This is a genomic window from Spirillospora sp. CA-128828 (assembly GCF_050945415.1).
Lineage (GTDB): Bacteria > Actinomycetota > Actinomycetes > Streptosporangiales > Streptosporangiaceae > Spirillospora.
The window spans coordinates 8,552,021-8,576,784 of the sequence record NZ_CP191986.1; the positions used below are offsets into that span (position 1 = coordinate 8,552,021).

The 24,764-nt window shown below is 73.0% G+C and carries 22 protein-coding genes; 9 read left to right on the forward strand and 13 right to left on the reverse strand.

The genetic code is table 11. From position 1 onward, the window contains the following. Positions 1-16: 16 nt before the first annotated feature. The 6 genes from ACQPXG_RS41025 to ACQPXG_RS41050 all read right to left on the reverse strand — a co-directional run bounded on the left by ACQPXG_RS41025 (position 17) and on the right by ACQPXG_RS41050 (position 6,007). A complete protein-coding gene (locus ACQPXG_RS41025; protein WP_433464538.1) occupies positions 17-934 on the reverse strand; it encodes a type II secretion system F family protein in 918 nt (305 codons plus the stop codon). Next, positions 931-1,932 carry a type II secretion system F family protein gene (locus ACQPXG_RS41030; protein ID WP_433464539.1) on the reverse strand — a complete coding sequence of 334 codons (1,002 nt, stop codon included), beginning with the start codon at positions 1,930-1,932 and terminating at the stop codon, positions 931-933. Before ACQPXG_RS41030 ends, ACQPXG_RS41025 begins: the two co-directional genes overlap by 4 nt. Before the next feature lie 13 nt (positions 1,933-1,945). Then, entirely contained in the window at positions 1,946-3,247 is a 1,302-nt protein-coding gene (locus ACQPXG_RS41035; protein ID WP_433464540.1) for a CpaF family protein, read from the reverse strand. Then, entirely contained in the window at positions 3,248-4,195 is a 948-nt protein-coding gene (locus tag ACQPXG_RS41040; RefSeq protein ID WP_433464541.1) for a hypothetical protein, read from the reverse strand. It lies immediately after the preceding gene. 2 nt (positions 4,196-4,197) lie between these two features. Continuing rightward, positions 4,198-5,076 (reverse strand): hypothetical protein, encoded by an 879-nt coding sequence (locus tag ACQPXG_RS41045; RefSeq protein ID WP_433464542.1) that lies wholly within the window; start codon positions 5,074-5,076, stop codon positions 4,198-4,200. A gap of 235 nt (positions 5,077-5,311) precedes the next feature. Then, positions 5,312-6,007 (reverse strand): TetR/AcrR family transcriptional regulator, encoded by a 696-nt coding sequence (locus tag ACQPXG_RS41050; RefSeq protein ID WP_433464543.1) that lies wholly within the window; start codon positions 6,005-6,007, stop codon positions 5,312-5,314. Positions 6,008-6,134: 127 nt separating this feature from the next. Between ACQPXG_RS41050 and ACQPXG_RS41055 the strand changes: the two genes are divergently transcribed. After that, positions 6,135-7,076 (forward strand): NAD-dependent epimerase/dehydratase family protein, encoded by a 942-nt coding sequence (locus ACQPXG_RS41055; protein WP_433464544.1) that lies wholly within the window; start codon positions 6,135-6,137, stop codon positions 7,074-7,076. A 9-nt stretch (positions 7,077-7,085) separates the two neighbouring features. Then, the gene (locus tag ACQPXG_RS41060) at positions 7,086-11,390 is read left to right on the forward strand and encodes an FtsK/SpoIIIE domain-containing protein (RefSeq protein WP_433464545.1); all 4,305 of its coding nucleotides are present in this window, start codon (positions 7,086-7,088) and stop codon (positions 11,388-11,390) included. Between the two features lie 380 nt (positions 11,391-11,770). On the opposite strand, the gene ACQPXG_RS41065 is transcribed toward ACQPXG_RS41060, so the two are convergent. Continuing rightward, positions 11,771-12,313 carry a hypothetical protein gene (locus ACQPXG_RS41065; RefSeq protein WP_433464546.1) on the reverse strand — a complete coding sequence of 181 codons (543 nt, stop codon included), beginning with the start codon at positions 12,311-12,313 and terminating at the stop codon, positions 11,771-11,773. Between the two features lie 206 nt (positions 12,314-12,519). Here ACQPXG_RS41065 and ACQPXG_RS41070 point away from each other — a divergent pair, with 206 nt between their 5' ends. The 3 genes from ACQPXG_RS41070 (at position 12,520) to ACQPXG_RS41080 (ending at position 16,160) form a co-directional block, all read left to right on the forward strand. After that, on the forward strand, positions 12,520-14,295 hold the full coding sequence (locus ACQPXG_RS41070; protein ID WP_433464547.1) for an acetyl/propionyl/methylcrotonyl-CoA carboxylase subunit alpha: 1,776 nt from the start codon (positions 12,520-12,522) through the stop codon (positions 14,293-14,295). A 141-nt stretch (positions 14,296-14,436) separates the two neighbouring features. Beyond that, the gene (locus ACQPXG_RS41075) at positions 14,437-15,831 is read left to right on the forward strand and encodes a hypothetical protein (protein ID WP_433464548.1); all 1,395 of its coding nucleotides are present in this window, start codon (positions 14,437-14,439) and stop codon (positions 15,829-15,831) included. 11 nt (positions 15,832-15,842) lie between these two features. Beyond that, on the forward strand, positions 15,843-16,160 hold the full coding sequence (locus ACQPXG_RS41080; protein ID WP_433464549.1) for a DUF5313 family protein: 318 nt from the start codon (positions 15,843-15,845) through the stop codon (positions 16,158-16,160). A 15-nt stretch (positions 16,161-16,175) separates the two neighbouring features. On the opposite strand, the gene ACQPXG_RS41085 is transcribed toward ACQPXG_RS41080, so the two are convergent. Together ACQPXG_RS41085 and ACQPXG_RS41090 are read right to left on the reverse strand one after the other, a co-directional pair. Further along, positions 16,176-17,561 carry an NAD(P)H-quinone dehydrogenase gene (locus ACQPXG_RS41085; protein WP_433464550.1) on the reverse strand — a complete coding sequence of 462 codons (1,386 nt, stop codon included), beginning with the start codon at positions 17,559-17,561 and terminating at the stop codon, positions 16,176-16,178. 172 nt (positions 17,562-17,733) lie between these two features. After that, on the reverse strand, positions 17,734-18,504 hold the full coding sequence (locus ACQPXG_RS41090; RefSeq protein ID WP_433464551.1) for an RNA-guided endonuclease InsQ/TnpB family protein: 771 nt from the start codon (positions 18,502-18,504) through the stop codon (positions 17,734-17,736). Between the two features lie 452 nt (positions 18,505-18,956). On the opposite strand from ACQPXG_RS41090, the gene ACQPXG_RS41095 reads away from it, so the two are divergent. The 3 genes from ACQPXG_RS41095 to ACQPXG_RS41105 all read left to right on the forward strand — a co-directional run bounded on the left by ACQPXG_RS41095 (position 18,957) and on the right by ACQPXG_RS41105 (position 21,958). Continuing rightward, complete coding sequence (locus ACQPXG_RS41095) at positions 18,957-19,409, forward strand: gamma-glutamylcyclotransferase (protein ID WP_433464552.1); 453 nt, start codon at positions 18,957-18,959, stop codon at positions 19,407-19,409. 123 nt (positions 19,410-19,532) lie between these two features. Next, positions 19,533-20,333, forward strand: a complete 801-nt coding sequence (locus tag ACQPXG_RS41100) for a purine-nucleoside phosphorylase (protein ID WP_433464553.1) — start codon at positions 19,533-19,535, stop codon at positions 20,331-20,333. Continuing rightward, positions 20,330-21,958 carry a phospho-sugar mutase gene (locus ACQPXG_RS41105; RefSeq protein WP_433464554.1) on the forward strand — a complete coding sequence of 543 codons (1,629 nt, stop codon included), beginning with the start codon at positions 20,330-20,332 and terminating at the stop codon, positions 21,956-21,958. The genes ACQPXG_RS41100 and ACQPXG_RS41105 overlap by 4 nt, the downstream gene beginning before the upstream one ends. Here ACQPXG_RS41105 and ACQPXG_RS41110 read toward each other — a convergent pair. The 4 genes from ACQPXG_RS41110 to ACQPXG_RS41125 are packed head-to-tail and all read right to left on the reverse strand — an operon-like array spanning position 21,951 to position 24,576. Then, positions 21,951-22,589 carry a PH domain-containing protein gene (locus ACQPXG_RS41110; protein WP_433464555.1) on the reverse strand — a complete coding sequence of 213 codons (639 nt, stop codon included), beginning with the start codon at positions 22,587-22,589 and terminating at the stop codon, positions 21,951-21,953. The two genes, ACQPXG_RS41105 and ACQPXG_RS41110, sit on opposite strands and share 8 nt — an antisense overlap. A 7-nt stretch (positions 22,590-22,596) precedes the next feature. Further along, the gene (locus ACQPXG_RS41115) at positions 22,597-23,688 is read right to left on the reverse strand and encodes an adenosine deaminase (RefSeq protein ID WP_433464556.1); all 1,092 of its coding nucleotides are present in this window, start codon (positions 23,686-23,688) and stop codon (positions 22,597-22,599) included. Further along, complete coding sequence (locus ACQPXG_RS41120) at positions 23,685-24,191, reverse strand: transposase (protein ID WP_433464557.1); 507 nt, start codon at positions 24,189-24,191, stop codon at positions 23,685-23,687. Before ACQPXG_RS41120 ends, ACQPXG_RS41115 begins: the two co-directional genes overlap by 4 nt. Then, positions 24,160-24,576, reverse strand: a complete 417-nt coding sequence (locus tag ACQPXG_RS41125) for a helix-turn-helix domain-containing protein (RefSeq protein WP_433464558.1) — start codon at positions 24,574-24,576, stop codon at positions 24,160-24,162. Before ACQPXG_RS41125 ends, ACQPXG_RS41120 begins: the two co-directional genes overlap by 32 nt. Here ACQPXG_RS41125 and ACQPXG_RS41130 point away from each other — a divergent pair. Continuing rightward, positions 24,520-24,741, forward strand: coding sequence for a CGNR zinc finger domain-containing protein (locus ACQPXG_RS41130; RefSeq protein WP_433464559.1), 222 nt, complete (start codon positions 24,520-24,522; stop codon positions 24,739-24,741). The two genes, ACQPXG_RS41125 and ACQPXG_RS41130, sit on opposite strands and share 57 nt — an antisense overlap. The last annotated feature ends 23 nt before the right edge of the window (positions 24,742-24,764 follow it).

Sequence of the window (24,764 nt, forward strand, 5' to 3'; positions counted from 1 at the left end):
GGGCGGGTACGGGACGTCATGAGGCGAGCACCCGCATGAGCGCCGGGTAGGCGAGGAAGATCAGGAAGCCGGCGCACAGGAACAGCTGCGCGATGAGCATCGACTGGGAGCGCTCACCGGCCTTGCCCTCCAGCTCCGACAGTTCGCGGCTGCGCATCGACGCGGCGCGGGCGGCGAGCGACTTGCGGATCTGCGCGCCGTCGTCGGAGACGAGCGCGAGCGCCCCGGCGAGGTCGCGCAGCTCGGCGATGTCGAGCTCCTCGCCGAGCCGGCCGAGGGCCTGCCAGGGCGTCTGCCCGGTGATGCGCGCGTTGGCCAGGGCGTCCTGGATGCGGTGCATGGCCCAGCCCTCGCCGACGTTCGAGGCGGTCATGAGCGCCTCGGGGACGCCGCGTCCGCCGGCGAGGTTCATCGAGACGAGGTCGAGGAATGCGCCGACGACGTGCCGGAAGTCCTGCCGCCGGGACTGCGCCTCCTGCCGGAGCTGCATGTCGGGGAAGAAGAAGAACAGCGCGGCGAACAGCACGCAGATCCACGCCGGGACGGCGACGGACGAGCCGAGCCCGAGCAGCGTGAAGTAGGCGACGATCAACGGGATGAACAGCAGCGCGGCGGCGGGCAGCAGGAACTTCGTCGCGAGGAACGCCTCCAGCGACCGCTCGGTGATCGCGAGGTCGGCGCGGACCGACCGCAGCCGCCAGCCGCGCGACTCATAGAACCGCGCCAGCTCCCGCCCGACCCGGGCGCGCATGCCGCCGACCCGCTCCAGCGTCGGGGACATCCGGCCGGCCTGCTGTTCCTCCAGGTCGCGCCGGCGGGCGGCGTCGAGCGCGGCCATCCGCGCGGCGAGGCCGGGACGCGGCGGGAACAGCGCCCGGACGAGCACGTACAGGCCGAGGCCGACGACCGCACCCGCGATCATCGCACCGTTCACGGCGTGCTCCCCCCTCCCGCGTCCATGGTGTGGCGGCCGCGCAGCGGCAGTTCCTGCGTGCCCTTGCCCTGGTCGGCGGCGCCCTTGCCCTGCCAGCCGGCGACCGTGCTCGGCACCTCGCCGGGCACGCCGGGCTGGACGGCCTTGCGCGACTCGCTCAGGAACCGTCCCGGCAGCTCGTACCGCGAGAGCCGGCGCAGCCACAGGAACGCGGCCCCGTAGAGCGCCACGACGACGCACAGGACGAGCTGCCCGAGGACGTCGTCGTACGGCTCGACGTAGGAGTGGTTGAACACGGCGAGGGCCAAGGCCGTCCCGACGGAGACCGCGACGACGATCCGGACGCTGCGCCGGGTGGCACGCCGGTCGGCCTCCACGCGGCGCCGCATGTCCAGTTCGGCGCGGGCGGAGTTCGCGAGCGCGCCGAGCATGTCGCGCAGGCCGGGGCCGCGGAGCTTGGCGTTGAGGATCAGCGCGGCGATCACCAGGTCGGCGGACGGGTCGTCGATGTCGTCGGCGAACCGGCGCAGCGCCTCCGGCATCGGAACGCGGGTGTGCAGCCGGTCGACGAGGCCCCGCAGCGGCTGCTGCAGCGCGGGCGCGGCGGCGCGCTGCGAGGCGGGGATGGCCTGTTCGAGGCCGACGGCGCCGGCGATGGTGTCGCGGAGCGACTCCGTCCAGCCGGCGAGGCCCTCCAGGCGCGCCATGCCGCGGCGTTCCTCGGCGGCGCCGCCGGCGAGCCCGTTCCAGGCGAGGACGAGCGCGCCCGTCCCGGCGGCGGCGATCGGCCAGCGCGTCACGATCAGCACGACGACGCCGACGATGACGGCCACGGCGGTGCGGGTGGTGAGGGTGCGGACCAGGTCCTCGCGGCTGCGGCCCCGGGCGGGCTTCGCGCGCGGCGGCAGCCCGCGCAGCGCGACGGCGAGCAGCAGGAACCCGCCGCCCGTGACCGCGCCCATGAGGACCGCGAGGAGCATGTCCGGCGTGTACATCATCCGCTCCCCCCGGTCACCAGGCACCTCCGGCGGACGGGTCGTAGCCGTGCTCCGCGAGGTCGGCGACGCAGGCGATCGGCGCCGAGGGCACCGCGTACCCGGCGTGGCCGAGCGCGAACACCTCCGACGACAGGACCCGGCCGTCCACGCCGGTGACCTCCCGGACGCTGGACACGTAGCGGCGCAGCCGCCCCCCGGAGGCGTAGTCGTTCTGCTTTTCGATGAACACGACGAAGTCGATCGCGCCCGCGATGAGCATGTGGGTCGCCTCGATGGGCAGCCGCTCCTCCGACTGGATCGCGTAGGTCGCGACGCGGTTGAACACCTCCACCGACGAGTTCGCGTGGATCGTGGACAGCGAGCCGTCGTTGCCCTGCGTCATCGCGTTCAGCATCGTGACGATCTCGTCGCCGAGCACCTCGCCGACGATCACGCGGGACGGGTTCATGCGCAGCGACCGGCGGACGAGCTCCGCCATCGAGATCGCGCCCTGCCCCTCGGAGTTCGGCAGCCGCTGCTCGAACGCGACGCAGTTCGGGTGCAGCTCGGGGAAGGCGTCCAGGCCGAGTTCGAGGGCGCGCTCGACGGTGATGAGGCGCTCGTGCTGCGGGATCTCGTTCGCGACCGCGCGCAGCAGCGTCGTCTTCCCCGCGTTCGTCGCGCCCGCGATCATGATGTTCTTGCGGGCCTGCACGGCGGCGCGGAAGAAGTGGCCGATCTCCTGCGTGAGCGTGCCGTTGCCGACCAGGTCGGCGAGGAACACCTTGCCGAGGCGGGCGCGCCGGATCGACAGGGCGGGCCGGACGGTCACGTCCATCACGGCCGACAGCCGCGAGCCGTCCGGGAGCCGCAGGTCGAGCTGCGGGTTCGCGGTGTCGAACGGCCGCGACGACAGCCCGCTGTAGGCGGCGAGGATCTGGATCAGCTCGACCAGTTCCTCGTCGCTCTCGGCGACCGGCTCGCCCATCACCTCGCGGCCGTCGGCGTAGCCGATGAACACGCGGTCGCAGCCGTTGATGTCGATGTTCTCGATCTCGGGGTCTTCGAGCAGCGGCTGGAGCCGGCCGACGCCGAACAGCGCCGCGTGCACCCCGGCGGCGAGCGCCTCCTCCTCTTCGGCGTTCGGCGGACGGCGCCCGGAGGTGATCTCGCCGCGCGCGAACTCCTCCAGCACCTGGCCGATGAGCGCGCGGGCGAACTGCCGCTCGTCCTCACCGGACATCTGCGCCAGCCCGTTCGCGGCGTCGAGCCGGCGCTGCTGCGCCAGCCGGTCGCCGACCTCCTGGCGGAGGCGTTTGACGAGGCCGTGGTCCATCTAGCGCCTCCCCTCCTCGGTTCCGCCGCCGGCCGGGACGTGCGGCGGCCGGGCACCGGGCGGCGCGGACGTCGGTGTGGACGGCGGCGGCGCCTCGGCGGGCGGTGCCGGCGGCGGGACGTCCCGCCGCCCCGCGGGCGCCCCCGGGAGGCGCCCGGCGAGCTCGCCCGCGACCTCCCGCGCCGACCGGATGAGCAGCGAGCGGTCCAGCCGCCCGCCCCAGCTTCCGGACAGCAGGTCGGCGCCCTTCGGGTCGAGGGCCAGCCCGCCGAGGACGGTCACGTCCGGCGGCGGGGGCCCCTGCGCGGTGTCCAGGGCCCGGTTGCGCACGCCCGCGAGGATCCGGTCGACCTCGGCGATCGAGCCGCGGTAGTCGCGCGGGTCGGCGAGCACGAGCACCCCGACGGGCGGGCCGCCGCGCAGCTCCGACGTCAGCGCGGCGACGCGTTCACGCAGGTGGGCGACCTGCTCCAGGGTGGCGCGGGTGAGCAGCACGACCATGTCGGCCTCGCGCATCAGCTCGATCAGCGGGCTGCCCGCGCCGAGCCGCCCGCAGTCGGCGATCACGTCCACGGGGGCGAGGCCGGCGAACGCCCGGCCGAGCGGCCCCCACAGCCACGTCATCGCCTGCGCCTGCTCGGCGTTGGTGAGGCCGACGAGCACGTCGAGGCCGCCGACGAGCCGCTGGCAGTGCTCGGCGATCTGGTCGGGACGCAGCCCGCGGCGGGCGGTCGCGGCGAGGCTGAGCAGCCCGCGGGACGGGTTGAGCATCCCGCCGTCCGCGTCGCCGTCCGCGGGGGCCGCGGCGGGCAGCCGGTACACGAGGTCGCCGCCCGCCTGGTCGCACTCCGCGACCAGCACGGGGCGCGGCCACACGGCGCCGAGCGCGACCGCCGCGGTCGTGACGCCCGGCGCCCCCTTGTCGGCCGCGAGCGCGATGAGTGCCACCGTCAGTTACCGCCCGTACCTGGGCCCGGTGTGCCGGTGCCGCCCGTGCCCTGGCCGCTGCTGGGGACGGGCTCGACACCGCCGGTGCCGCCGTTCTGCTTGGCCGGCTTCTGCGGGCTCGCGGGCGGCACGGCGACCTTCGTCCCGTCCGGGATGAGCGCGAGCGCGACCGTCCCGGCGGAGGCCGCCTGCGTCACCTGCGCCGCGTCCGCCGGGAGGACGGCGACGTCCACGTTGGTCAGCTCGGACCGGAGCCTGGTCGGGCCGCCGGCGTCCCCGGTGCCGACGTTCAGCACGATCGCGTCCTGCGCGAGGACGGTTCCGGCGCGCGGCCCGCCGTCCGTCGTGCCGCCGACCGCGAACAGGGTGACGTGCTTGCCGCCGCTGAGCCCGCCGGCCGGCAGCTGGCCCGGTTTGAGCGCGAGGCCGACGACGAGGCGCCCCTTCGCGGGGGTGTCCAGCGGGCTGATCATGCCGTTGGTCAGCAGCGCGCCCTTCACCAGCGGGACGGCCGCGAAATGCCGGGTCACCTTCTCCCGTTCCGACCAGCTGAGGTACTGGATCCCGGTGTCGCCGACCTGGACCTCTTCGAGGGCGCCCGGCGGGATGCGCTGCCCGGCCGCGACCGGCTGCGCGATCCGGATCGCCGACACCCGTTCGCCGCTCGCCATCACGAGATAGGCGCTGGCGAGGGCGCCGCCAAGGATCAGGAGCACCGCCAGGGCGGCGAGCGCCGGCTTCCGCTCGCGCGGGGACGCCGGGAGCCGCTGCCCGCCGGAGGTGCCGAGCCCGGACCGGCCGAGCCCCGCCGTCCCGCCGGACGAGCCCGCCGCGCCACCCCCCGAGATGGTCGACTGGTTGGACTTCATCGCGCTGCCCACGCGCTCCTTCCCGCCCTCCCGCGGACCCCGCCGCGCGGGATCTTCCACGTCACCGAGCGATCCATGCTTGCGGGGGCGGTGAGGCCACGTCAATGGATTCGGTGGAGTGAAGCCGCCCCATATCCCGGCACACCGCGATGACCTGCGAATTCATCGGCCACATGACTACTTACCACCAGTCACATGCGTCACTGACCCTATCGTGGACGGTTCCGGACGCCGCCCGGGGCGGGGGCTACAGGCCGACGAGGCGGCCGAGGAGGATCATGGTGTGGTCGAAGTAAGCGTCCCGCTCCTCGATCACGTTGTCGAATTGCCCGAACAATTCGAAGCTGACCGTCCCGTACAAAGCGGCCCAGGCGGTGAAGGCCCTGGCTATGACGTCGTCCGGGGCGTCCATGGGGAGCATGGCGCGGGCGCGGGCCATGTCGGCGGCGATCGAGGGCGGCGTCGGCGGGCACGGCCCCGCGGGGTCGAGCGCCCCCGCCGCGTGCGCCTCGGCGACGATCCGCGCGAGGACGATCGTGTCGCGCAAGGCGGCGGGGACGGTGTCCTGCGGCGCCTCGTAGCCGGGGACGGGCGTCCCGTACAGCAGCGCGTACTCGTGCGGATGCGCGAGCGCCCAGGCGCGGACGGCGCCGCACACGGCGAGCCATCTCCCAGCGTAGTCGTCGTTCCCGGCCTTGGCCTCGGCGCGCTCGACCGCTTCGCCGACCGCGTTGTAGCCGTCGATGATCAGCGCGGTGAGGAGGTCGTCGCGGCTGGGGAAGTAGCGGTAGATCGCCGACGAGACCATGCCCATCTCGCGGGCGACCGCGCGCAGCGACAGCCCCGCCGCGCCCTCGGTGGCCAGCTGCCGCTTCGCGATCTCGGTGATCTCCCGGGTCAGTTCCGCTCGGACCCGTTCCCGTGCCGTACGACCAGCGCTCATGGCCGGATCCTAGCAGAGCGACGCACTGAATCGAGAGCACTGCTCTTGACATGGTCGCTCTCAAAGGAGAGCATTGCTCTCGAAACAGAGCACTGAGACAACGAGGCTCACGACCGAGGAGAGAACCATGGGCAAGCACGTGATCGTCGGAGCCGGGCAGGTCGGGGCGCACCTCGCCGAGCGGCTGACCAAACAGGGGCACGAGGTCGTCGTCGTGACCCGGTCGGGGTCGGGACCGGAGGGCGTCGAGCGCATCGCGGCCGACGTCACCGACCAGGCGCGGATCACGCGGATCGCCAAGGGCGCCGACACCCTCTACAACTGCGTGAACCCGCGCTACCACCGCTGGGTGCAGGACTGGCCGCCGATGGCGGCGTCCTTCCTGGGCGCCGCCGAGGACACCGGCGCGGTGCTGGTGATCCTGGGCAACCTCTACGGGTACGGGCCCGTCGACGGGCCGATGACCGAGGACCTGCCGCTCGCCGCGACCGGCGTCAAGGGACGGGTCCGGGCGAAGATGTGGGAGGACGCCCTCGCCGCGCACAAGGCGGGACGGATCAGGGCCACCGAGCTGCGGGGGTCCGACTATTACGGCCCCGGGAGCACCGACCAGGCATACGTCGGGGAGACGCGGTTCGTGCGGCCGCTGCTGGCGGGCAAGCGCGTCCCGTACTTCAGCGACCCGTCCATCCCGCACTCCTGGACGTACCTGCCGGACGTCGCGGAGGCCCTCGCCATCGCCGGGACGGACGAGCGCGCGTGGGGGCGGCCCTGGCACGTCCCGACCGGGCCGGCCGTGTCCACGCGGGAGGTCGGCGAGCGGCTGTGCCGGATCGCCGGGGCGCCGGCCCCGCGCATCTTCGAGGTGCCGCGCGCCGTCTTCGTCGCGGCGGGGCTGTTCTCGCCGATGGCCAAGGCGCTGCGCGAGACCAGGTACCAGTTCGACAGCCCGTACGTCCTGGACTCCTCCGCCTTCCAGTCCACCTTCGGGATGGCTCCGACGCCGATGGACGGCGCTCTCAGGACCGTCGTCGCGGCATCCCGGGTGGCGCGGGGCGCGGGTAACTAAGCTGAGCGGATGCGGATCTCGTTCACGGCGCTGACCGGCGAAGGTCCCCGCGACGTCGTGCTGAACGCCGACTCCGAGGTCACCGTGGACGGGGTCGCCCGGTCGCTCGCCGCCATCCTGGACGGACGCCCCCTCCTCCCGGCGCCGCGCTACTCCGGCAGCGCCCTGCGCTCCCGGGGCGGCACGCACAGGGCCCTCTGGATGAACGGCCGGATGCTGGACCCGCAGGCCCTCGCCGTGAAGGAACTGCGGGACGGCGCCGTCGTGGCCGTCGAGCGGAGCGGCGCCGCCGCCACCGTGCTCGCCGAGCCGACCGGGCTGGTCGAGGTGCGCGTCGCCGGCGGCCCGGCGGCCGGATCGGTGCACCGGCTCGGCCTCGGCGTCAGCACGATCGGGTCCGGCGGCGACGTGGACGTGGTGCTGGACGATCCGTCCGTCCCGGCCCGGTCGCTGCGGATCACGGTCGGTCGCGACGCCGTCCAGGTCGAGGCGTCCGCGATGACGATGCAAGGCGCCGCGGCGCTGGACGGGACGCCGCTCGGCGCGAAGACCACATGGCCGATGGGCGCGATGCTCTCGGTCGGATCCAGTGTGCTGATCCTCGCACAGAGCTCGGCCCCCGACACCCATCTTGAGCCGTTGCCGGAGGGCGGGCTCGCGTTCGACCGTCCGCCCCGGCCGAGACCGCCGGGGCGCCGCCGGACGCTGACCATCCCGGAACGTCCGGAACCGAATCCGCGGCTCCGGTTGTTCGGTGCGCACGGACGCACGTCGTACAAGAAGGCGCTGAAGGAGTACCACCGGGAGGCCGGCGAGTTCGGCGGCGAGCTGGAACGGCTCCAGCGCGAGGACGAGGCCGAGCGCCGCGCGCTGCATCCCGACCCCGCCGAGGTGCTGCTGACCGCGACCGGACCGCGGCGCCGCCTGTGGGAACGTCGCCGCGACGACCCGGACGTCCTGCACCTGCGGCTCGGCCTCGCCGACCTGCCCGCCCGCATCGAGCTGATGGGCGACACCCCGATCGAGGTCCCGGTGGCGCGGCGGGTCCCGGTGGCGCTGCCGCTGGCGGAGCCGGGCGTCGTCGGGCTGGCCGGGCCGCGGCACGCGTCCCGGGCCCTGGCCCGCTGGATGGTCGCGCAGGCCGCCGCCCTGCACAGCCCGCGCGATCTGGCCATCGTCGTCCTGTCCGCCGACCGGCACGCCGGGGACGAGTGGAACTGGGTGCGCTGGCTGCCGCACTGCGCGCCGCGCGAGGGCGAGGACTGCGTGGCGCTCGTCGGCACCGACCCCGAATCGGCGGCGCACCGCGTCACCGAGCTGGCGATCCGCGTGACGGAGCGGCGGCGCGCGGCGGAAAGCGCCGAGTCCGTCCCTTACAACGTCCTCATCGTGCTGGACGGCGCGCGCGCGTTGCGTCGCATCCCGGGGATGCCGATGCTCCTTTCACGAGGCGCCGAATACGGCCTCTACGCCATTTGCATCGAAGACGAGGAGCACCTGCTCCCCGAAGAGTGCGACGCGGTCGCCACATGGGACCCGCGGAAACCTTCGATGATCCGGCTTCAAGGGCAGGGGCTGGAATCCATCGGTCCTGTGCTGGCCGACCAGGTGTCCGTGACCTGGTCCGACCGGGTGGCGCGGGCGCTGGCCCCCCTCCGGGACGTGTCCCGCGAGGACGCCGGAGACCCGATTCCCGCCGAGGTGCGGCTTCTCGACCTCCTCGACATGCCGGAACCCACCGCCGAGCACGTCCGCCGGTCGTGGAGCCGGACGGGCGGGCGTGCCACCCGGGTGCCCATCGGGCTGAGTTCAGGCGGCCTCTACGAGATCGACCTGCGCACGGACGGGCCCCACGGTCTCGTCGCGGGTACTGCGGGCGCGGGCAAGTCGGAGCTTCTGCGGACGCTCATCGCGTCACTTGCCGTAGCGAACCGGCCGGACGAGATGACGTTCCTCCTCATCGACCACAAGGGCGGCACCACGTTCAAGGACTGTGCGCAACTCCCCCACACGGTCGGCATGGTGACCCACCTGGACGGTCACGCCACCGAACGCGCGCTGGAGTCGCTCGCGGCCGAACTCCGCCGCCGCGAGGAGGTTCTCCTCGACGCGGGTGCCAAGGACCTCGACGGTTACAACGACCTGCGTCCCGCCGAGCCGGGGTTGCCGCCGGTCCCGCGTCTCGTGCTGGTCATCGACGAGTTCGCCGCCATGGTCACCGAACTGCCCGGCTTCGTCGCGGGGCTGGTCGACATCGGCCGCCGGGGCCGGTCCCTCGGTGTCCACCTGATCCTCGCCACGCGGCGACCCGCCGAGGACGTGACCGCCGACGTCCGCGCCGGCAGCGACCTGCGCGTCGCGCTGCGCGTCGCCGACCCGGACGAGTCCACCGGCGTCCTGGACTCACCCGAGGCCGCCCGGATCTCCAAGGCGACGCCTGGACGCTGCTACATCCGCTCCGGCACGTCGTCACCGCATGCCGTCCAGACCGCGCGCGTCGTCGGCCGCCGGCCCGGGACCGGCGGCGCCTCTAGCGAGCCGACCGTCCACCCCATGCCCTGGCAGGGCCTCGGCCACCCGCTGCCCGGCCCCCGCGAGCCCGCCGACGACGAGGCGCCGGCCACCGACCTGGGCGTCCTGGTCCAGGCGATCGACGAGGCCGCCCGCCGAGCAGGTGTCGCCCGGCAGCCGTCGCCCTGGCTGAACCCGCTGCCGGAGCGGCTCGCGCTCGCACCCCGCACCGCCGCCGGGGGCTCCGTCGTCGACGTCCCGCCGATCCCGTTCGGCGTCACCGATCTGCCCGCCGTCCAGGGCCGCGAGGAGCTGACGCTCGACCTCGCGTCCGGCGGGCACCTGTATCTCGCCGGGTCCGCCCGGTCGGGGCGCTCCACCGCGCTGCGCACCATCGCCGGCTCCCTCGCGGGCGCCTGCTCCCCCTACGACGCGCACCTGTACGCGATCGACTGCGGCGCGAACGCGCTGGTCCCGCTGATCTCCCTGCCGCACTGCGGCGCCGTGGTGACCCGCGACCAGGCCGACCGCTGCGAGCGGCTCCTCACCGCCCTCACCGCCGAGGTCGCACGCCGGCGGCGGCTGCTCGCCGAGGCCGGGTTCGCGTCCCTCGCCGAGCAGCGCGCCGCCGTCGCCGCCACCGACCGCCTCCCCTGGATGGTGCTCCTTCTCGACGGCTGGGACGGCTTCCTCGGCGCGTTCGAGCACCACGACCACGGCCGGCTCGTCGACCAGGCCGTCCGGCTGCTGCGCGAGGGCGCCGCCGCCGGCCTCCGCGCCGTGTTCACCGGCGACCACTCCGGCCTCGGCGGGCAGATCTCCACCGTCTTCGACCGCCGCCTCGTCCTCAGCATGGGCGGCCCGGACGACCACGGCCACGATGGCCTCCACGACACGCGGATCCCCGCCGCGATGCCGCCCGGGCGGGCGCTCGAATCCACCGCCCCCGGCGCACCGCCCCGCGAGTCGCAGATCGCCCTGCTGGGAGACGATCCGTCCGCCGGCTCCCAGGTCGCCGTCCTCCAGGAGATCGCCCGCGCGTGCGTGTCCCGCTACGGCCGGCTGCCACGCCGACGGCGCCCGCTGCGCGTGGACGAGCTGCCGGTCAGGGTCACCTACCGGGAGGCGATGTCGCTCGATCCGGACTTCCTCGCCCCGTCGGCCCTGTGGGCCCTCGTCGGCGTCGGCGGGGACATGCTCGCCCCGGTCGGCGTCGACCTGCTGAACGAGGGGCCGGGGTTCGCCGTCGCCGGCCCGCCCCGGTCCGGGCGTTCCACGACGCTGCGGACGATCGTCCACTCGCTGCTCGATCCGGCGGTGGGCGGCGGCCTGGTGCCGGTCGTGCTGGTCACGCCGCGCCGCTCGCCACTGCGCCTGCTGTCGGGCCGGCCGGGTGTCCTCGGTGTGCTCACGTCCGGTCCCGACGCGGGTGACCTCGAACGGGCCGTCGGCGACGAGCACCGCTACGCCGTCGTGGTGGACGACGCCGAACTCCTCGACGGGACCGGCCTGGACGACGCCCTCCTCGATGTTCTCCGCACCGCCCGTGAAGGCGAGCACGCGGTCGTCGTCGGCGGCACGACAGGCGATCTGGGGCGCGGTGGCCGTGGTTTCCTCTCCGGCGTCCGCCGCTCCCGCTCCGGCGTCCTGCTGTCGGTCGATTCCCCGGACGACGGTGAGCTGTTCGGTCTCCGCCTGCCCGGCGACGCGCCGCTGGGCGGCCCCACCGGCCGCGGCCTCTTCGTCGCCGGCGGCGTCACCACCCGGATCCAGGTGGCCCTCCCGCCGGCGTCCGCGGACTGACCGGGCGCGCCGGACATGGATGCGGGTCCCGGCCTCGGGGGGATGGGCCGGGACCCGCGGCTCGTGGGGGCGGGGTCAGCGGATGGCGTCCCCGATGCCGGCGCCGCGCTTTCCGCCCATCGCTCCGGCCCTTTCGTCGCTGCCCGCTGGGACGTTTCGGATACCACAGCGGGAATGGCGTCAGCTTACGCCTTACCGATCACATCGGGCCAGCGGCACACCACGAATCGGCCCCCGAAACGGCCACATTCCGACCATCCCGGCCTGTCCGGATGTGGCCATCCGGGCGGTGGCACACGGATTGTGACCAACATAATTACTGGCCGTCAAAGAATTATCAGAGCGGGTTCGCTCGCCAATGCGAAGGAAAGCGCGGACGGTCAGCGGCCGTCGTCGACCGGGTCGTTCACCGGGTGCGCGCCGGGGTCCAGGACGCGCTCGCCGACCATGATCAGCTGTTCGCCCCGCGCCCGGAAGTCGAACCGGCGCCGCACCGACTGGGTGACCTTGCCTCTGCCGTAGCGCATCTCGGTGTGCTCCACCGCCTCCAGCATGATGCGGTCCCCGCTCCGGACGGCGTGCCCGTCGTCCAGGCGGGTGCGGGCGCCGGTGTAGGCGGGGCCGCCCGCCACCGGAGCGCGGTTGCGGGCCTCCAGTTCGCGGACGGCCCGTTCCTGGGACCGCACGAGCCTCGGTGAGATCTGCACGCCGAGGACCTCCGTGGGGGTGGTCCGCGGGTCACGGTCGTGCTTCTGCACGAGGGCCTGGGAGCGGCGCTGCAGGTACGTGTTCGCGGCAACCGTGAGCTGCTCGGTGACGTAGTCCTCCACGACGGGGTCGTCCCGGCGCACGGTGGACGAGGGCGCCAGCAGGCAGGCGGCCAGGACGACCGCCAGGCCGGCCCGGGGCCACGGGCGAACCATGGGCCTCTCCCGCTGATCGTGGGCGAGCAAGATCCGAGCCGAGAGTACACCTGCCCGAGTGTCCGCGGACCCGCTTCCGCACGAAGGCCCGCGGCCCCGGGGACACGTCCCGCTGCCCGGGACCGGATCCCCCATAAGGAGGCCCTTACGAAACCCTGCGAGGGCGGTTATCTAGACTGCCTGCGAGGTTCGAGGAGGAGACCCACGTGCGCAAAGTCCTGATCGCCAACCGCGGCGAGATCGCGGTCCGTATCGCCCGTGCCTGCCGCGACGCGGGGCTGGCCAGTGTGGCGGTGTACGCCGAGCCCGATCTGGAGGCGCTGCACGTTCGGGTCGCCGACGAGGCGTTCGCCCTGGGCGGGCAGACGGCCGCCGAGAGCTACCTGGACATCGAGAAGCTGCTGAAGATCGCCGCCGAGTCCGGCGCGGACGCCGTCCACCCCGGATACGGGTTCCTCGCGGAGAACGCCGACTTCGCCGCGGCCGTGCAGAACGCCGGGCTGACCTGGATCGGCCCGCCGCCCGCCGCGATCACCGCGCTCGGCGACAAGGTGCAGGCCCGGCACATCGCGCAGAAGGTCGGCGCACCCCTGGTCGCCGGCACCAAGGACCCGGTCTCCGGCGCGGACGAGGTCGTCGCGTTCGCCGAGGAGCACGGCCTGCCCATCGCGATCAAGGCGGCGTTCGGCGGCGGCGGGCGCGGCCTGAAGGTCGCCCGCACGCTGGACGAGGTCGCCGAGCTGTACGAGTCCGCCGTCCGCGAGGCCGTGGGCGCGTTCGGGCGCGGCGAGTGCTTCGTCGAGCGGTACCTCGACAGGCCGCGGCACGTCGAGACCCAGTGCCTCGCCGACAAGCACGGCAACGTGGTCGTGGTGTCGACCCGCGACTGCTCGCTCCAGCGGCGGCACCAGAAGCTCGTCGAGGAGGCGCCGGCGCCGTACCTGTCGGACGAGCAGCTCGAACTGCTGTACAGGTCGTCCAAGGCCATCCTGAAGGAGGCCGGCTACGTCGGCGCCGGGACGTGCGAGTTCCTCGTCGGCCAGGACGGCACGATCTCGTTCCTTGAGGTGAACACGCGGCTCCAGGTCGAGCACCCGGTCACCGAGGAGGTCGCCGGGGTCGACCTCGTCCGGGAGATGTTCCGTATCGCCGACGGCGAGGAGCTCGGCTACGGCGACCCGGAGCTGCGCGGCCACTCGATCGAGTTCCGGCTGAACGCCGAGGACGCCGGGCGCGGGTTCCTGCCCGCCGTCGGCACGCTGACCGCGTGGGAGCCCCCGACCGGTCCCGGCGTCCGGCTGGACGCCGGCTACGGCGCCGGGCAGACCGTCCCGCAGGCGTTCGACTCGCTCATCGCCAAGCTGATCGTGACGGGCGCGACGCGGCGGCAGGCCGTCGAGCGGTCCCGGCGCGCCCTCGCCGAGTTCGTCATCGAGGGCATGCCGACCGTCCTGCCGTTCCACCGGGCGGTGCTGGACGATCCCGCGTTCGTCCCGGCGGACGACGAGACGCCGTTCGGCATCCACACCCGGTGGATCGAAACGGAGTTCGACAACCGGATCGCGCCGTACGAGACGCCCGCAGCCGGCGACGAGGAGGAGGCCGCCGAGCGCGAGCGCGTCACCGTGGAGGTGGGCGGCCGGCGCATCGAGGTCGTCCTGCCCGCCGGACTCGGCGCCGCGTCGGCCGCCGGCCCGGCCGCGGGCAAGGCGGCGCCGGGCAGGCGTCGCGGCGGCAAGAAGGGCGGCGGCGCGCAGGCGTCGGGCGACTCCCTGGTCAGCCCGATGCAGGGCACGATCGTCAAGATCGTGGTCGAGGACGGCGCGACCGTGGCGGCCGGCGACACCATCGTCGTCCTGGAGGCCATGAAGATGGAGCAGCCGCTCACCGCGCACAAGGCCGGGACGCTCACCGGCCTGGCCGCCGAGGTCGGCCAGACCGTATCGGCGGGCGCCGTCATCTGCGAGATCAAGGACTCCTGACCGGTCCGCCCTTCCGAGGATCCCGCTTCGGGGTGAATTCGCCGGGCGGACGACGCATCGCTCCGTTCACGTGGGCAGACTGGAGGCATGAGCGGAGCGAAGCGGGGGTCGTCGGGGGCCGTCCCCTCTCAGGGAACAGGCGTGAGCACCGAGAACCGGGCCGTCCGGGCGGCACGCCGGGGCGCCGTCTCGGCGGTCATCGTCGCCGTCGCCCTGCCGGCGTTCGCCCTCGCCTCCCCCGCGAACGCCGCACCGGCGCAGGCCACGGCCGCCACGGCACGGGGCACGACGGCGCAGGCGGTCAGTCCGGCGGCCGCGCGGCGGGCGGCCGCCGACGACACCGTCGGACAGATCGCCAAGGGCCTCATCGACTCGCGCCTGTACGTGACGAGCGGGGCGGGCAACGTGCTGTCCCAGGCCGACCGGAACGAGATCGAGACGTCCCTGGGCGGCGACAACGACGCCGACATCCGCGCCGTCGTCGTGCGGGACAACGTGACAAGCGGTGAGGTCCAGCAACTTCTACCGGCCGTAGCGGAACGCGTCGGCAAGGGCCAGACCTACGTCGCCATCACCGCCGACGGCAGCAGGATGGGCGCGATCTCCAAGAAGCTGGACCGCGCGGAGATCAACCAGTTCGTCACGCGCACCGAGGGCGACTCGCTGAAGAACCGCCTGATCAAGTTCGGGAACCTCGCCGAGAACAAGGCCGACGCCGACTCCAAGTCCAGCGCGACGGTCGGATACGTCGTGCTCGGCCTGGTCGTGCTGATGGTCGCGGGAGTCGCGGTGGTCCTCGTCAACGTCCGGAAGCGGCGCCGGGAACGTGAGGCCCAGCAGATGGCCGACCTCAAGGAAGGCGTGGAGGAGGACGTGACCGTCCTCGGCGAGGACATCGCCCACCTCGACCTGAACGTCATGGACAAGGACCTCGATCCCGACACCCGCGGCGACTACGAACGCGCCATGAACTCCTACGACAAGGCCAAGGAGGCGACCGACCGCGCCGCCCGGCCGCAGGACATGCAGGAGGTCACGACCGCGCTGGAGGACGGCCGCTACTACATGACCGCGACGCGGGCCCGGCTGGCCGGCGAGCCCGTGCCCGAGCGGCGCGCGCCCTGCTTCTTCAACCCGCAGCACGGGCCGTCCGTCCAGGACGTCACCTGGGCGCCGCCCGGCGGCGTCGCCCGCTCCGTCCCGGCGTGCGCGGCCGACGCGGAGGCCGTCCTGCACGGGACCGACCCCGACATCCGGATGGTCCCGTACGGCGGCGGGCGGCAGCCGTACTGGAACGCCGGTCCCGCGTACGCGCCCTACGCCGGCGGCTACTACTACGGCTACGGCGGACTGGACCTGCTCAGCGGCATGATGATCGGCACTTTGCTCGGTTCGTCGCTGGGCGGCGGCTTCGGCTGGGGCGGCGCGGGCTACGGCGACGGGTTCGGCGGCGACGGCGACATCGGCGGCGGCTGGGACTTCGGCGGCGGCGACTTCGGGGGCGGCGGCGGGGGCGGCGACTTCGGCGGCTTCTGAGGAGCGTCCCCATGACCCGGCTCCCAGGCGATCCCGGCCCGCTCGGGCGGATCCGGTACGCGCTCGGGTTCCGGCTGCCGCCCGGCAACCTCGACTGGGTGCGGCACGACCTGACCGACGCCGGCTGGCGGGGCCGGATCCTGCTGCGCCATCTCTACGTGATGGTGCCGATCTGCCTGCTGCTGGCCCTGCTGCCCGGCCCCGCGTGGGTGCGGGCGGCGGTGCCGCTGCTGGCGCTGGCCGCCAGCACCCTCACCGTCGCGATCAGCTCGGACGACCTGCGCCGCTCCCGCCTGCACCGGCACGGCCTGCGCCCGCCCGAACGGTAGGGACGGACCCGCCGTCTAGTAGGCGTGCTCGGCCATCAGCCTGCGGGACGCCTCGGTGATGCTGCCCGACAGCGACGGGTAGACCGCGAAGGTGTGCGCCAGCTGGTCGACGGTGAGGTGCTGCTGGACGGCGATCGACACGCCCAGGATCAGCTCGCTCGCCCTCGGCGCCACGATGACGCCGCCGAGCACGATCCCGGTGGAGGGGCGGCAGAACAGCTTCACGAAGCCGTCCTCGAAGCCCTGCATCTTCGCGCGCGCGTTAGTGAACAGCGGCAGCATGACCGTCCGGGCGTTGACGTCCCCGGAGTCGACCATGTGCTGCGTCACGCCGACGGACGCGACCTCGGGATCGGTGAAGATGTTCGACGCGACCCAGCCCAGCTTGAGCGGCTGCACGGCCTCGCCGAGCGCGTGCCACATCGCGATGCGCCCCTGCATGCCGGCGACGGACGCGAGCATGAGCACACCCGTGCAGTCGCCAGAGGCGTAGATGTGCGGGACCGACGTCCGCGACACCTTGTCGACCTCCACGAAGCCGCGCGCGTCGCACCGCACGCCGACGTCCTCCAGGCCGATGCCCGTGGTGTTCGGCACCATCCCGACGGTCATGAGGCAGTGCGAGCCCTCGACCTTCGTCCCGTCCTCCAGCGTGACGATCACGCCGTTCCCGGACCGCTCCACCCCCGCGGCCCTGGACCGCGACATGACCTTCATCCCCCGCCGCAGGAACACCTCCTGCAGGACGGCGGCGGCGTCGGCGTCCTCCGTCGGCAGGATCCGGTCCCGCGACGACACCAGCGTCACGTTCGAACCGAGCGACAGGTAGGCCCCGGCCAGCTCGGCGCCCGTCACACCGGACCCGACCACGATCAGGTCCTCGGGAAGCTCGGGCAGGTCGTACAGCTGGCGCCAGTTCAGGATGCGCTCGCCGTCCGGCTCCGCGCCCGGCAGCACCCGCGGCGTCGCGCCGGTGGCGATGAGCACGACGTCGGCACGGATGCGCCGGTCGCCGACCGCGACGACATGCGGCTCCACCAGCCGCGCCTCACCGCGGACGATCTTCACCTCCTCGTAGGCGAGCCGTTCGGCGACGTCGAACGACTGGGCACGCGCGAGGTCCTTCACCCGCTTGTTGACTTCGGCCATGTCCGCCTCAAGGGCGCCGACGATCCCGTCCGGACCCCCGTTGAAGCGGAGCCCGAGCCCGGACGACTCCGACATGACCGCCATCCGGGTCGAGGTGGCGATGAGCGTCTTGGAGGGCACGCAGTCGGTGAGCACGCAGGCGCCGCCCGGACCGTCCCGTTCCACGACGGTCACGTCGGCGCCGAGCTGCGCCGCGACGAGCGCGGCCTCGTACCCGCCCGGGCCTCCTCCGATGATCACGATTCGGGTCACATCATCCATTCTTTCCTACTCACGGCATTGATCCCTCCCCACCCTGCAGGGAGGAGGTTCCTCCCCTCACGGGGTTCGCGGGGATTTCCGGCTCAGGCAGCCTGGGAGCCCGGCGGACTCCCAGGTCTTGCGCCCTCAACACCGGCCGGGACGAAACCGGCCCGGACCAGCATCACCTGCGCGGAGTTCTTGTCTCGAGGAGACGCATGCCCGCACGCGACGCAGGTATAAGTACGCTCCGACAACGGCTGTGCTTGGTTCTCGCTCCGCAGCCCGCGCAGTCGGTGGTGGTGTGCCTGGGGTCGACCAGCGCGACCTGGCGTCCATGCTTCCGGCCCATGTTGATCAGTTCGTGCTTGGCGGCCCCGATGGCCGCGTCGGCGGCTTTGCGTGCCATCGTCGAGTGGGCCAGGAACTTGGGCCGGAAATCCTCCACCGCGACCCGATCATGGTCGCGCATGATCCGCTTGGCCCATTTGCGGGCCGTGTCCCGGCGTTGCCGCTGGACCTTCTTGTGCAGCTTGGCCGTACGGCGAGCGGCGCGTTTGTACCCCTTGGATCCCGGCGCGCCCTTCGGGGCACGGCGGCGCGCCATCTGCCGCTGGTACCTGGCCAGGCGGTCGGCGGCCGTGCGGCCGTGCCCGGGATGGGGAAGATCGTGCGCGTCGCTGGTGGTGGTGGCGAGTTCCTTCACGCCCCAGTCCACACCGATCGCCTTTCCAGTCGCGGGCAGCGATTCAACCTGAGCCGCCACGACGAACGAGCAATACCAATGGCCGAGGCCGTCCCGGTACACCCGCACTGACGAGGGAGCGGTCGGAAGGTTACGCGACCACACCACCGTCACGCCGACGCCGCCCGCCAGGTTCAGACGGCCACCGGTAAGCCGGAACCCGCGACGCGTGTAGTTCAACGTCGGGTCCGCCGCGTCCTTTCTCTTCAAGCGCGGCATCCCGGCGCGCTGCCGCTCCGGCAACCGCGCCTTGATGTCCTTGATCGCTTTGGCTCTGGAGCGGCCGAAGTCACTGGTTCCACACCCACCGGCACCGATCCCATTCGGCCAGCAACGCGCGCTCGGCCCGGGCCGACAACCGAAGCCGGTAGGTGTACCGGGCGTTCCGGGCCTCACCCAGCCGCCTCTCCCGCCCCGTCCCCGACATATCAAGAACCCTACCGCCGAACCTCGAACAGGAGAGCGAGAACACACCGAAATCGCCTGGTGAACGGGCGTTCGCCTACCGGAACTGACCAGGCATATAGGCAACCCCGCACCCCCGAAACAAGCGTGGCGCGTTCCCCGTGGGGGCAACCGCCACACCCCTGAGCAAGCGTGGCGCGTCCCCTTGGGGGACGACCCCCACACCCCTGAGCACGGGTGGCGTAGCCTTGGCCAACGTGGCACTGTACGCGGCGTACGCCTCCAACATGGATCCCGAGCAGATGGCCGGCCGGGCTCCGCATTCCCCGATGCGCGGCACCGGCTGGCTGGCCGGCTGGCGGCTGACCTTCGGCGGGCAGGACAAGGGCTGGGACGGAGCCCTCGCGACGGTCGTCGAGGACGACTCGGAGCAGGTCTTCGTCGTCATGTACGACGTGCCCGCGTGGGACGAGAAGGAGCTCGACGCCTGGGAGGGCGCCGCGCTCGACGTCTACCGCAAGATCAGGATCCGGGTGCAGACGCTCGACGGCGACGCGCTGTGCTGGCTGTACGTCCTGGACGACTACGAGGGCGGGCTGCCGTCCGCGCGCTACCTCGGCATCCTCGCGGAAGCGGCCGAGAAGGCCGGCGCGCCCGACGACTACGTCAAGGACCTGCGTACCCGCCCCTGCAAGTCGCTCGGCGACTGACGAGCGTTCTCGGCGTAGCGCCGGCGGAGCCGGGGGCGTTCGTCAGTCGCGTCACGGGGGTCTGGGGGTCGCCCCCAGGTGGGCATCGCGGGGCGTGAGGGACCCGGTTGTAGTGTCGGCGATGTGAGCAACGACGCTTTTGCACTGGCGCAGGACGCGGCCGCGGAGCTGCGCGCCCGCACGTCCATCGACTCCTTCGACGTCGCCCTCGTGATGGGATCCGGCTGGGTTCCGGCGGCCGACAAGCTGGGGGAGCCCGTCGCCGAGCTGACGGTGACCGACCTGCCCGGGTTCGCGCCCCCGGCCGTGGAGGGCCACGCCGGGCGGATCCGGGTCGTCGAGGTGGGCGGGCGCCGCGCGCTGGTGTTCCTCGGCCGGACGCACCTGTACGAGGGGCGCGGTGTCGACGCGGTCGTGCATCCCGTCCGGACGGCCCTGGCGGCCGGCGTGACGACGATGGTGCTCACCAACGCGGCGGGCGGGCTGCGGCCCGAGCACCAGCGCGTGGGCGACCCGGTGCTGATCTCCGACCATCTGAACCTGTCGGGCGCGAACCCGCTGACCGGCGCGACGTTCCTGGACCTGACCGAGGCGTACTCGGGACGGCTGCGCGCACTGGCCCGGGAGATCGACCCGACGCTGTCCGAGGGCGTGTACGCGGCGTTCCGCGGCCCGACCTACGAGACGCCCGCCGAGATCCGGATGCTGCGCACGCTCGGCGCCGACATGATCGGCATGTCGACCGTGCTGGAGACGATCGCGGCCCGGCGGGGCGGCGCCGACGTGCTCGGGATCTCCCTGGTCACCAACATCGCGGCCGGGCTGTCGGACGCGCCGCTCGACCACGAGGAGGTCCTCGCGGCGGGGCGCGCGTCCGCCGGCCGCATGGGCACCCTGCTCGGCACCGTGCTGGCGAAGCTGTGAGCGATCTGCGCGCGCGGGCCGAGGAGTGGCTGGCGCAGGACCCGGACCCGGACACCCGCGCCGAACTCCGGGTGATCCTGGACGAGGGCGACGACGCCGCCCTGGCCGACCGGTTCGGCACCCGGCTGGAGTTCGGCACGGCCGGGCTGCGCGGTGAGCTGGGCGCCGGCCCGAACCGGATGAACCGGGTCACGGTCATGCGCGCCGCGGCGGGCCTCGCCGCGTGCCTGCCCGCCGGCGGCCGGGTGATCATCGGGTTCGACGCGCGGCACGGCTCGCGGCGGTTCGCGGACGACACGGCGGCCGTGCTCGGCGGGGCGGGCCTGCGTCCCGAGGTGTTCGCCGATCCCGTCCCGACCCCCGTCCTCGCCCACGTCACCCGGACGTTCGACGACGTCGTGGCGGGCGTCATGGTCACGGCCAGCCACAATCCGCCGCGCGACAACGGCTACAAGGTGTACTGGGCGGACGGGGCGCAGATCGTCCCGCCGACGGACGCGGAGATCTCCGCCGCGATCGACGCCGTCGGCCGCGTGGACGGACTGCCGCTCGGCGAGGGCTGGCCCGTCCATCGCGACGCCGGCCTCTATCTGGACGCCGTGTCGTCCCTGCACCTCGGCGGCGACCGCGGCATCTCGATCGTCTACACGCCCATGCACGGCGTGGGACGGGACGTCCTGCTGGCGGCGTTCGACCGTGCCGGGTTCCCCGCGCCGATCGTGGTCCCCGAGCAGGCCGAGCCCGACCCCGACTTCCCGACCGTCGCGTTCCCGAACCCGGAGGAACCGGGCGCGCTCGACCTGGCCCTGAGCCTCGCCGAGGCCCGGAACGCCGACCTGGTGATCGCCAACGATCCGGACGCGGACCGCTGCGCGGTCGCCGTCCCGTCGCCGGACGGCTGGCGGGCACTGACCGGGGACGAGGTCGGCGGCCTGCTCGCCGAGCACATCATGCGGCACACCACGGGCGACGACCGCCTGGTCGTCACCACGATCGTGTCGTCGTCCCTGCTGCGCTCGATCGCCGCCGCGCACCGGGTCCGGTTCGCCGAGTCGCTGACCGGCTTCAAGTGGATCATGAAGGCGGGCGACCCGGGGCACCGGCTGGTGTTCGGCTACGAGGAGGCGCTCGGCTACAGCGTCGGCGACGACCGCGGCGTCCTCGTCAACGACAAGGACGGCATCGGCGCCGCCCTCGCCGTCGCCGCCCTCGCCGCCGACGCGAAACGCGACGGCCGCACGCTGCTCGACCTGCTGGACGCCCAGGCCCGCAAGTACGGGCTGCACGCCACGTCCCAGCTCTCGATCAGAGTGGACGACCTGTCCCTGATCACGGCCGCGATGGCCCGGCTGCGCGCCGCTCCCCCGCGAGCACTCGGCGGACACCGGGTCGAGTCGGCCGACGACCTCGCCCGCCCCGAAGGGGGCCTGCCCCCCACCGACGGTCTGCGCTTCCGGCTGTCCGGAGGCTCCCGCGTGGTCATCCGCCCGTCGGGCACGGAGCCGAAGCTGAAGTGCTACCTGGAGGTCGTCATCCCGGTCGGCGACGACATCACCGCGACCCGCGCGCGCGCCGCCTCCGAGCTGGAGGCCCTGCGCGCGGACCTTTCCGCGGCCCTCAGCTGACGACGCCCACGACCACGAGGGTGATCAGCACCACCAGGGGGACGGTCACCGCCGCCACGGCCGGAAGGGACCATGTGACCTCGCCCGTGGCCGGCTCCTCCGCCTTGGCCGCGGCGGCCTTGTCCGGCGCACCTGATCTCGCCTTCGGGCGGTGCCGGTCACGGAGCTCGTTGAGCTGCTGCGCGGCGTACTTGGTCGGTGTCCGCCCACGCAGATCGAGGCTCTCGCCCTTGCGGGCCTCCTTCTGCGCGCGCGCCTCTGCCTTGGCCTGCGCCCGAGGCGACGTCTGCAGGACCCAGGCGCGCGTCTCCAGGTCCGTCCCGTCCGGGCCGGTGAAGGACACCGTCACCGCGTTCTTGCCCTCGATCTTGCGCACCGCGCCCCACGGCGCCCGGACGTCCCGCAGCGGGTTGCGGACGGTGATCCCCTCGTCGTCGCCGGCGATCATCGGCCGCAGGCCGACGGTGTACGCGATCCCGCAGCCGAACAGCAGCAGGAACGTGATCGCGAACGTCGTCAGCGAGTAGTCGGGGTCACCGGTGATGCCGACGAACAGGTCCACGAAGTTGAGCACGGCGAACACGAGCCACGCGTAAGCGGCGACACGCCCGCCAGTGGAACGGATGGTCATGGCCCGATCATGCCAGTGGCCGGGCGCCGCTCCACTTGAGCTGCGCGAAACCGGGCTTGATCACGCCGTTGATGAGTTCGAGCCGCTCGTTGAACGGCGCGAACGCCGACTTCATCGCGTTCACCGTGAACCACTGCAGGTCGTCCCATCCGTACCCGAACGCGTCGGCGAGCTTGGCGAACTCCTCCGACAGCGTCGTGCCGCTCATCAGCCGGTTGTCGGTGTTCACCGTGACACGGAAGTTCAGCCGCCGCAGCAGCCCGATCGGGTGCTCGGCGATCGACTTCGCCGCGCCCGTCTGGATGTTGGACGTCGGGCACATCTCCAGCGGGATCCGCTTGTCCCGCACGTAGTCGGCGAGCCGGCCGAGCCGAGCCCCGTCGCCGTCCACCTCGATGTCGTCGATGATCCGGACGCCGTGCCCGAGCCGGTCGGCGCCGCACCACTGGATCGCCTGCCAGATCGACGGCAGCCCGAACCCCTCGCCGGCGTGGATGGTGAAGTGCGCGTTCTCCCGCTGCAGGTACTCGAACGCGTCGAGGTGCCGGGTGGGCGGATACCCGGCCTCGGCGCCCGCGATGTCGAACCCGACGACGCCCGCGTCGCGGTACCGGACGGCCAGCTCCGCGATCTCCATGGACCGCGCCTGGTGCCGCATCGCCGTGACCAGCGTCCCGACCCGGATCCCGAAGTCCTCGCGGCCCCGGGCGAAGCCGTCCAGGACGGCCTCGACGACCTGCTCCAGCGACAGCCCGTCCCGGAGATGCTGCTCGGGCGCGTACCTGACCTCCGCGTAGACGACGCCGTCCTTCGCCAGGTCCTCGGCGCACTCGTACGCCACCCGCGTGAGCGCCTCGACGGACTGCATCACCCCGACGGTGTGGGAGAACGTCTCCAGGTACCGTTCGAGCGATCCCGAGTTGGACGCCTCCTCGAACCACGTCCGCAGGTTGCCGGCGTCGGTGGTCGGCAGATCCCCGTACCCGGTCTCCCGCGCCAGATCCACGATGGTCGCGGGGCGCACCCCGCCGTCCAGGTGGTCGTGCAGCAACACCTTCGGCGCACGCCGAATGTCCTCAAGAGTCGGCCGAACGTTCATGCCTCGAACCTACCGGGCCCCTTCCAGGTGCGGTCCAGGAAGGCGGCGATGAGCGGGCGATCTCCGAAGGTCCGCGACGTGTACCGCGGATCGATCTTCACCACCCGTCCGGGCGCCTTGTCCTCCAGCCGCCGCACCAGACCGCCCCACCCGGCGGCCAGGATGCCCCGGTTCAACCCGGCCTTCTGCCGCACATTGCGGCCCGGCGCCTCCACCGTCCCGCGTGCCGACCGGGTCATCCCCGCGATGTTGAGGTCCTCGACGGCGATCACGTCGAACCGGCGGGCCAGGCCGGTGGAGGTCTTCTCGATCCAGTCCTTGCGGCGGTCGGTTTCGCGGGCCCGTAACCGGGCGATCGCGGCCTTGACCCTGGCCCGCCGCTTCGAGCCGCGCTGGGTGCGGGCGAGTCTGCGCAGCAGCCGCCCCAGCCGGGCCCGCTCGGTCTCCCGCAGGCCGGGCACAGTGAGCAGGTCACCGGTCGACAACGCCGCAGCCACGGCCACGCCCCGGTCCACCCCCACGACCTTGCCGGTGCCGGGTGCGTGGATGGGCGGGCTTGACCGCCACGACCCGGAACCCCTCATGCCGTCCGGCCTTGCGCCAGGTGGGGCGCCGGTGGGTGCCGGCGAAGAAGTGGGACATGGCCTGGTGGAAGTCCTTGAGCGCCTGCTGCTGCACCGTCACCGACCCCGCCCGCAACCACCCGTACTCCGCCCTGGCCTGCGTCAGCTGGCGGCACTGCTCGGCGAATCCCGGCGCCGAACCGCGCCCCGGCCGCCACCACGCATGCTGCTCGACGCACAGGTTCCACACGAAACGGGCGTGCCCGCAATGCTCCGGCAACGCCCGCTCCTGAGCGGGCGTCGGCTGCAGACGGTAGCGGGACATGCCCGGAAAGCTACCGGCCACCACCGACAAAACCCCTGGAGAACATCGCGCGGCACCGTGCCGCGTTTCCTGCCCGGCCATCCGCGCCGCCGCTGGTGCTCGGCCGCCCGCTGCGGCAACCGCGTGCGGGTCGCTCGCCACTACCAGCGCCACAGGCTCCCCTGATCCGGTGCTCCCCGCTCCGTAGG

Coding starts and splice junctions, on each gene's coding strand:
- ACQPXG_RS41030 (WP_433464539.1), bottom strand. CDS start 1,932: ATGATGTACACGCCGGACATGCTCCTCGCGGTCCTCATGGGCGCGGTC.
- ACQPXG_RS41035 (WP_433464540.1), bottom strand. CDS start 3,247: ATGGACCACGGCCTCGTCAAACGCCTCCGCCAGGAGGTCGGCGACCGG.
- ACQPXG_RS41050 (WP_433464543.1), bottom strand. CDS start 6,007: ATGAGCGCTGGTCGTACGGCACGGGAACGGGTCCGAGCGGAACTGACC.
- ACQPXG_RS41055 (WP_433464544.1), top strand. CDS start 6,135: ATGGGCAAGCACGTGATCGTCGGAGCCGGGCAGGTCGGGGCGCACCTC.
- ACQPXG_RS41060 (WP_433464545.1), top strand. CDS start 7,086: ATGCGGATCTCGTTCACGGCGCTGACCGGCGAAGGTCCCCGCGACGTC.
- ACQPXG_RS41065 (WP_433464546.1), bottom strand. CDS start 12,313: ATGGTTCGCCCGTGGCCCCGGGCCGGCCTGGCGGTCGTCCTGGCCGCC.
- ACQPXG_RS41080 (WP_433464549.1), top strand. CDS start 15,843: ATGACCCGGCTCCCAGGCGATCCCGGCCCGCTCGGGCGGATCCGGTAC.
- ACQPXG_RS41110 (WP_433464555.1), bottom strand. CDS start 22,589: ATGACCATCCGTTCCACTGGCGGGCGTGTCGCCGCTTACGCGTGGCTC.
- ACQPXG_RS41115 (WP_433464556.1), bottom strand. CDS start 23,688: ATGAACGTTCGGCCGACTCTTGAGGACATTCGGCGTGCGCCGAAGGTG.
- ACQPXG_RS41130 (WP_433464559.1), top strand. CDS start 24,520: ATGCTCCGGCAACGCCCGCTCCTGAGCGGGCGTCGGCTGCAGACGGTA.
- ACQPXG_RS41125 (WP_433464558.1), bottom strand. CDS start 24,576: ATGTCCCGCTACCGTCTGCAGCCGACGCCCGCTCAGGAGCGGGCGTTG.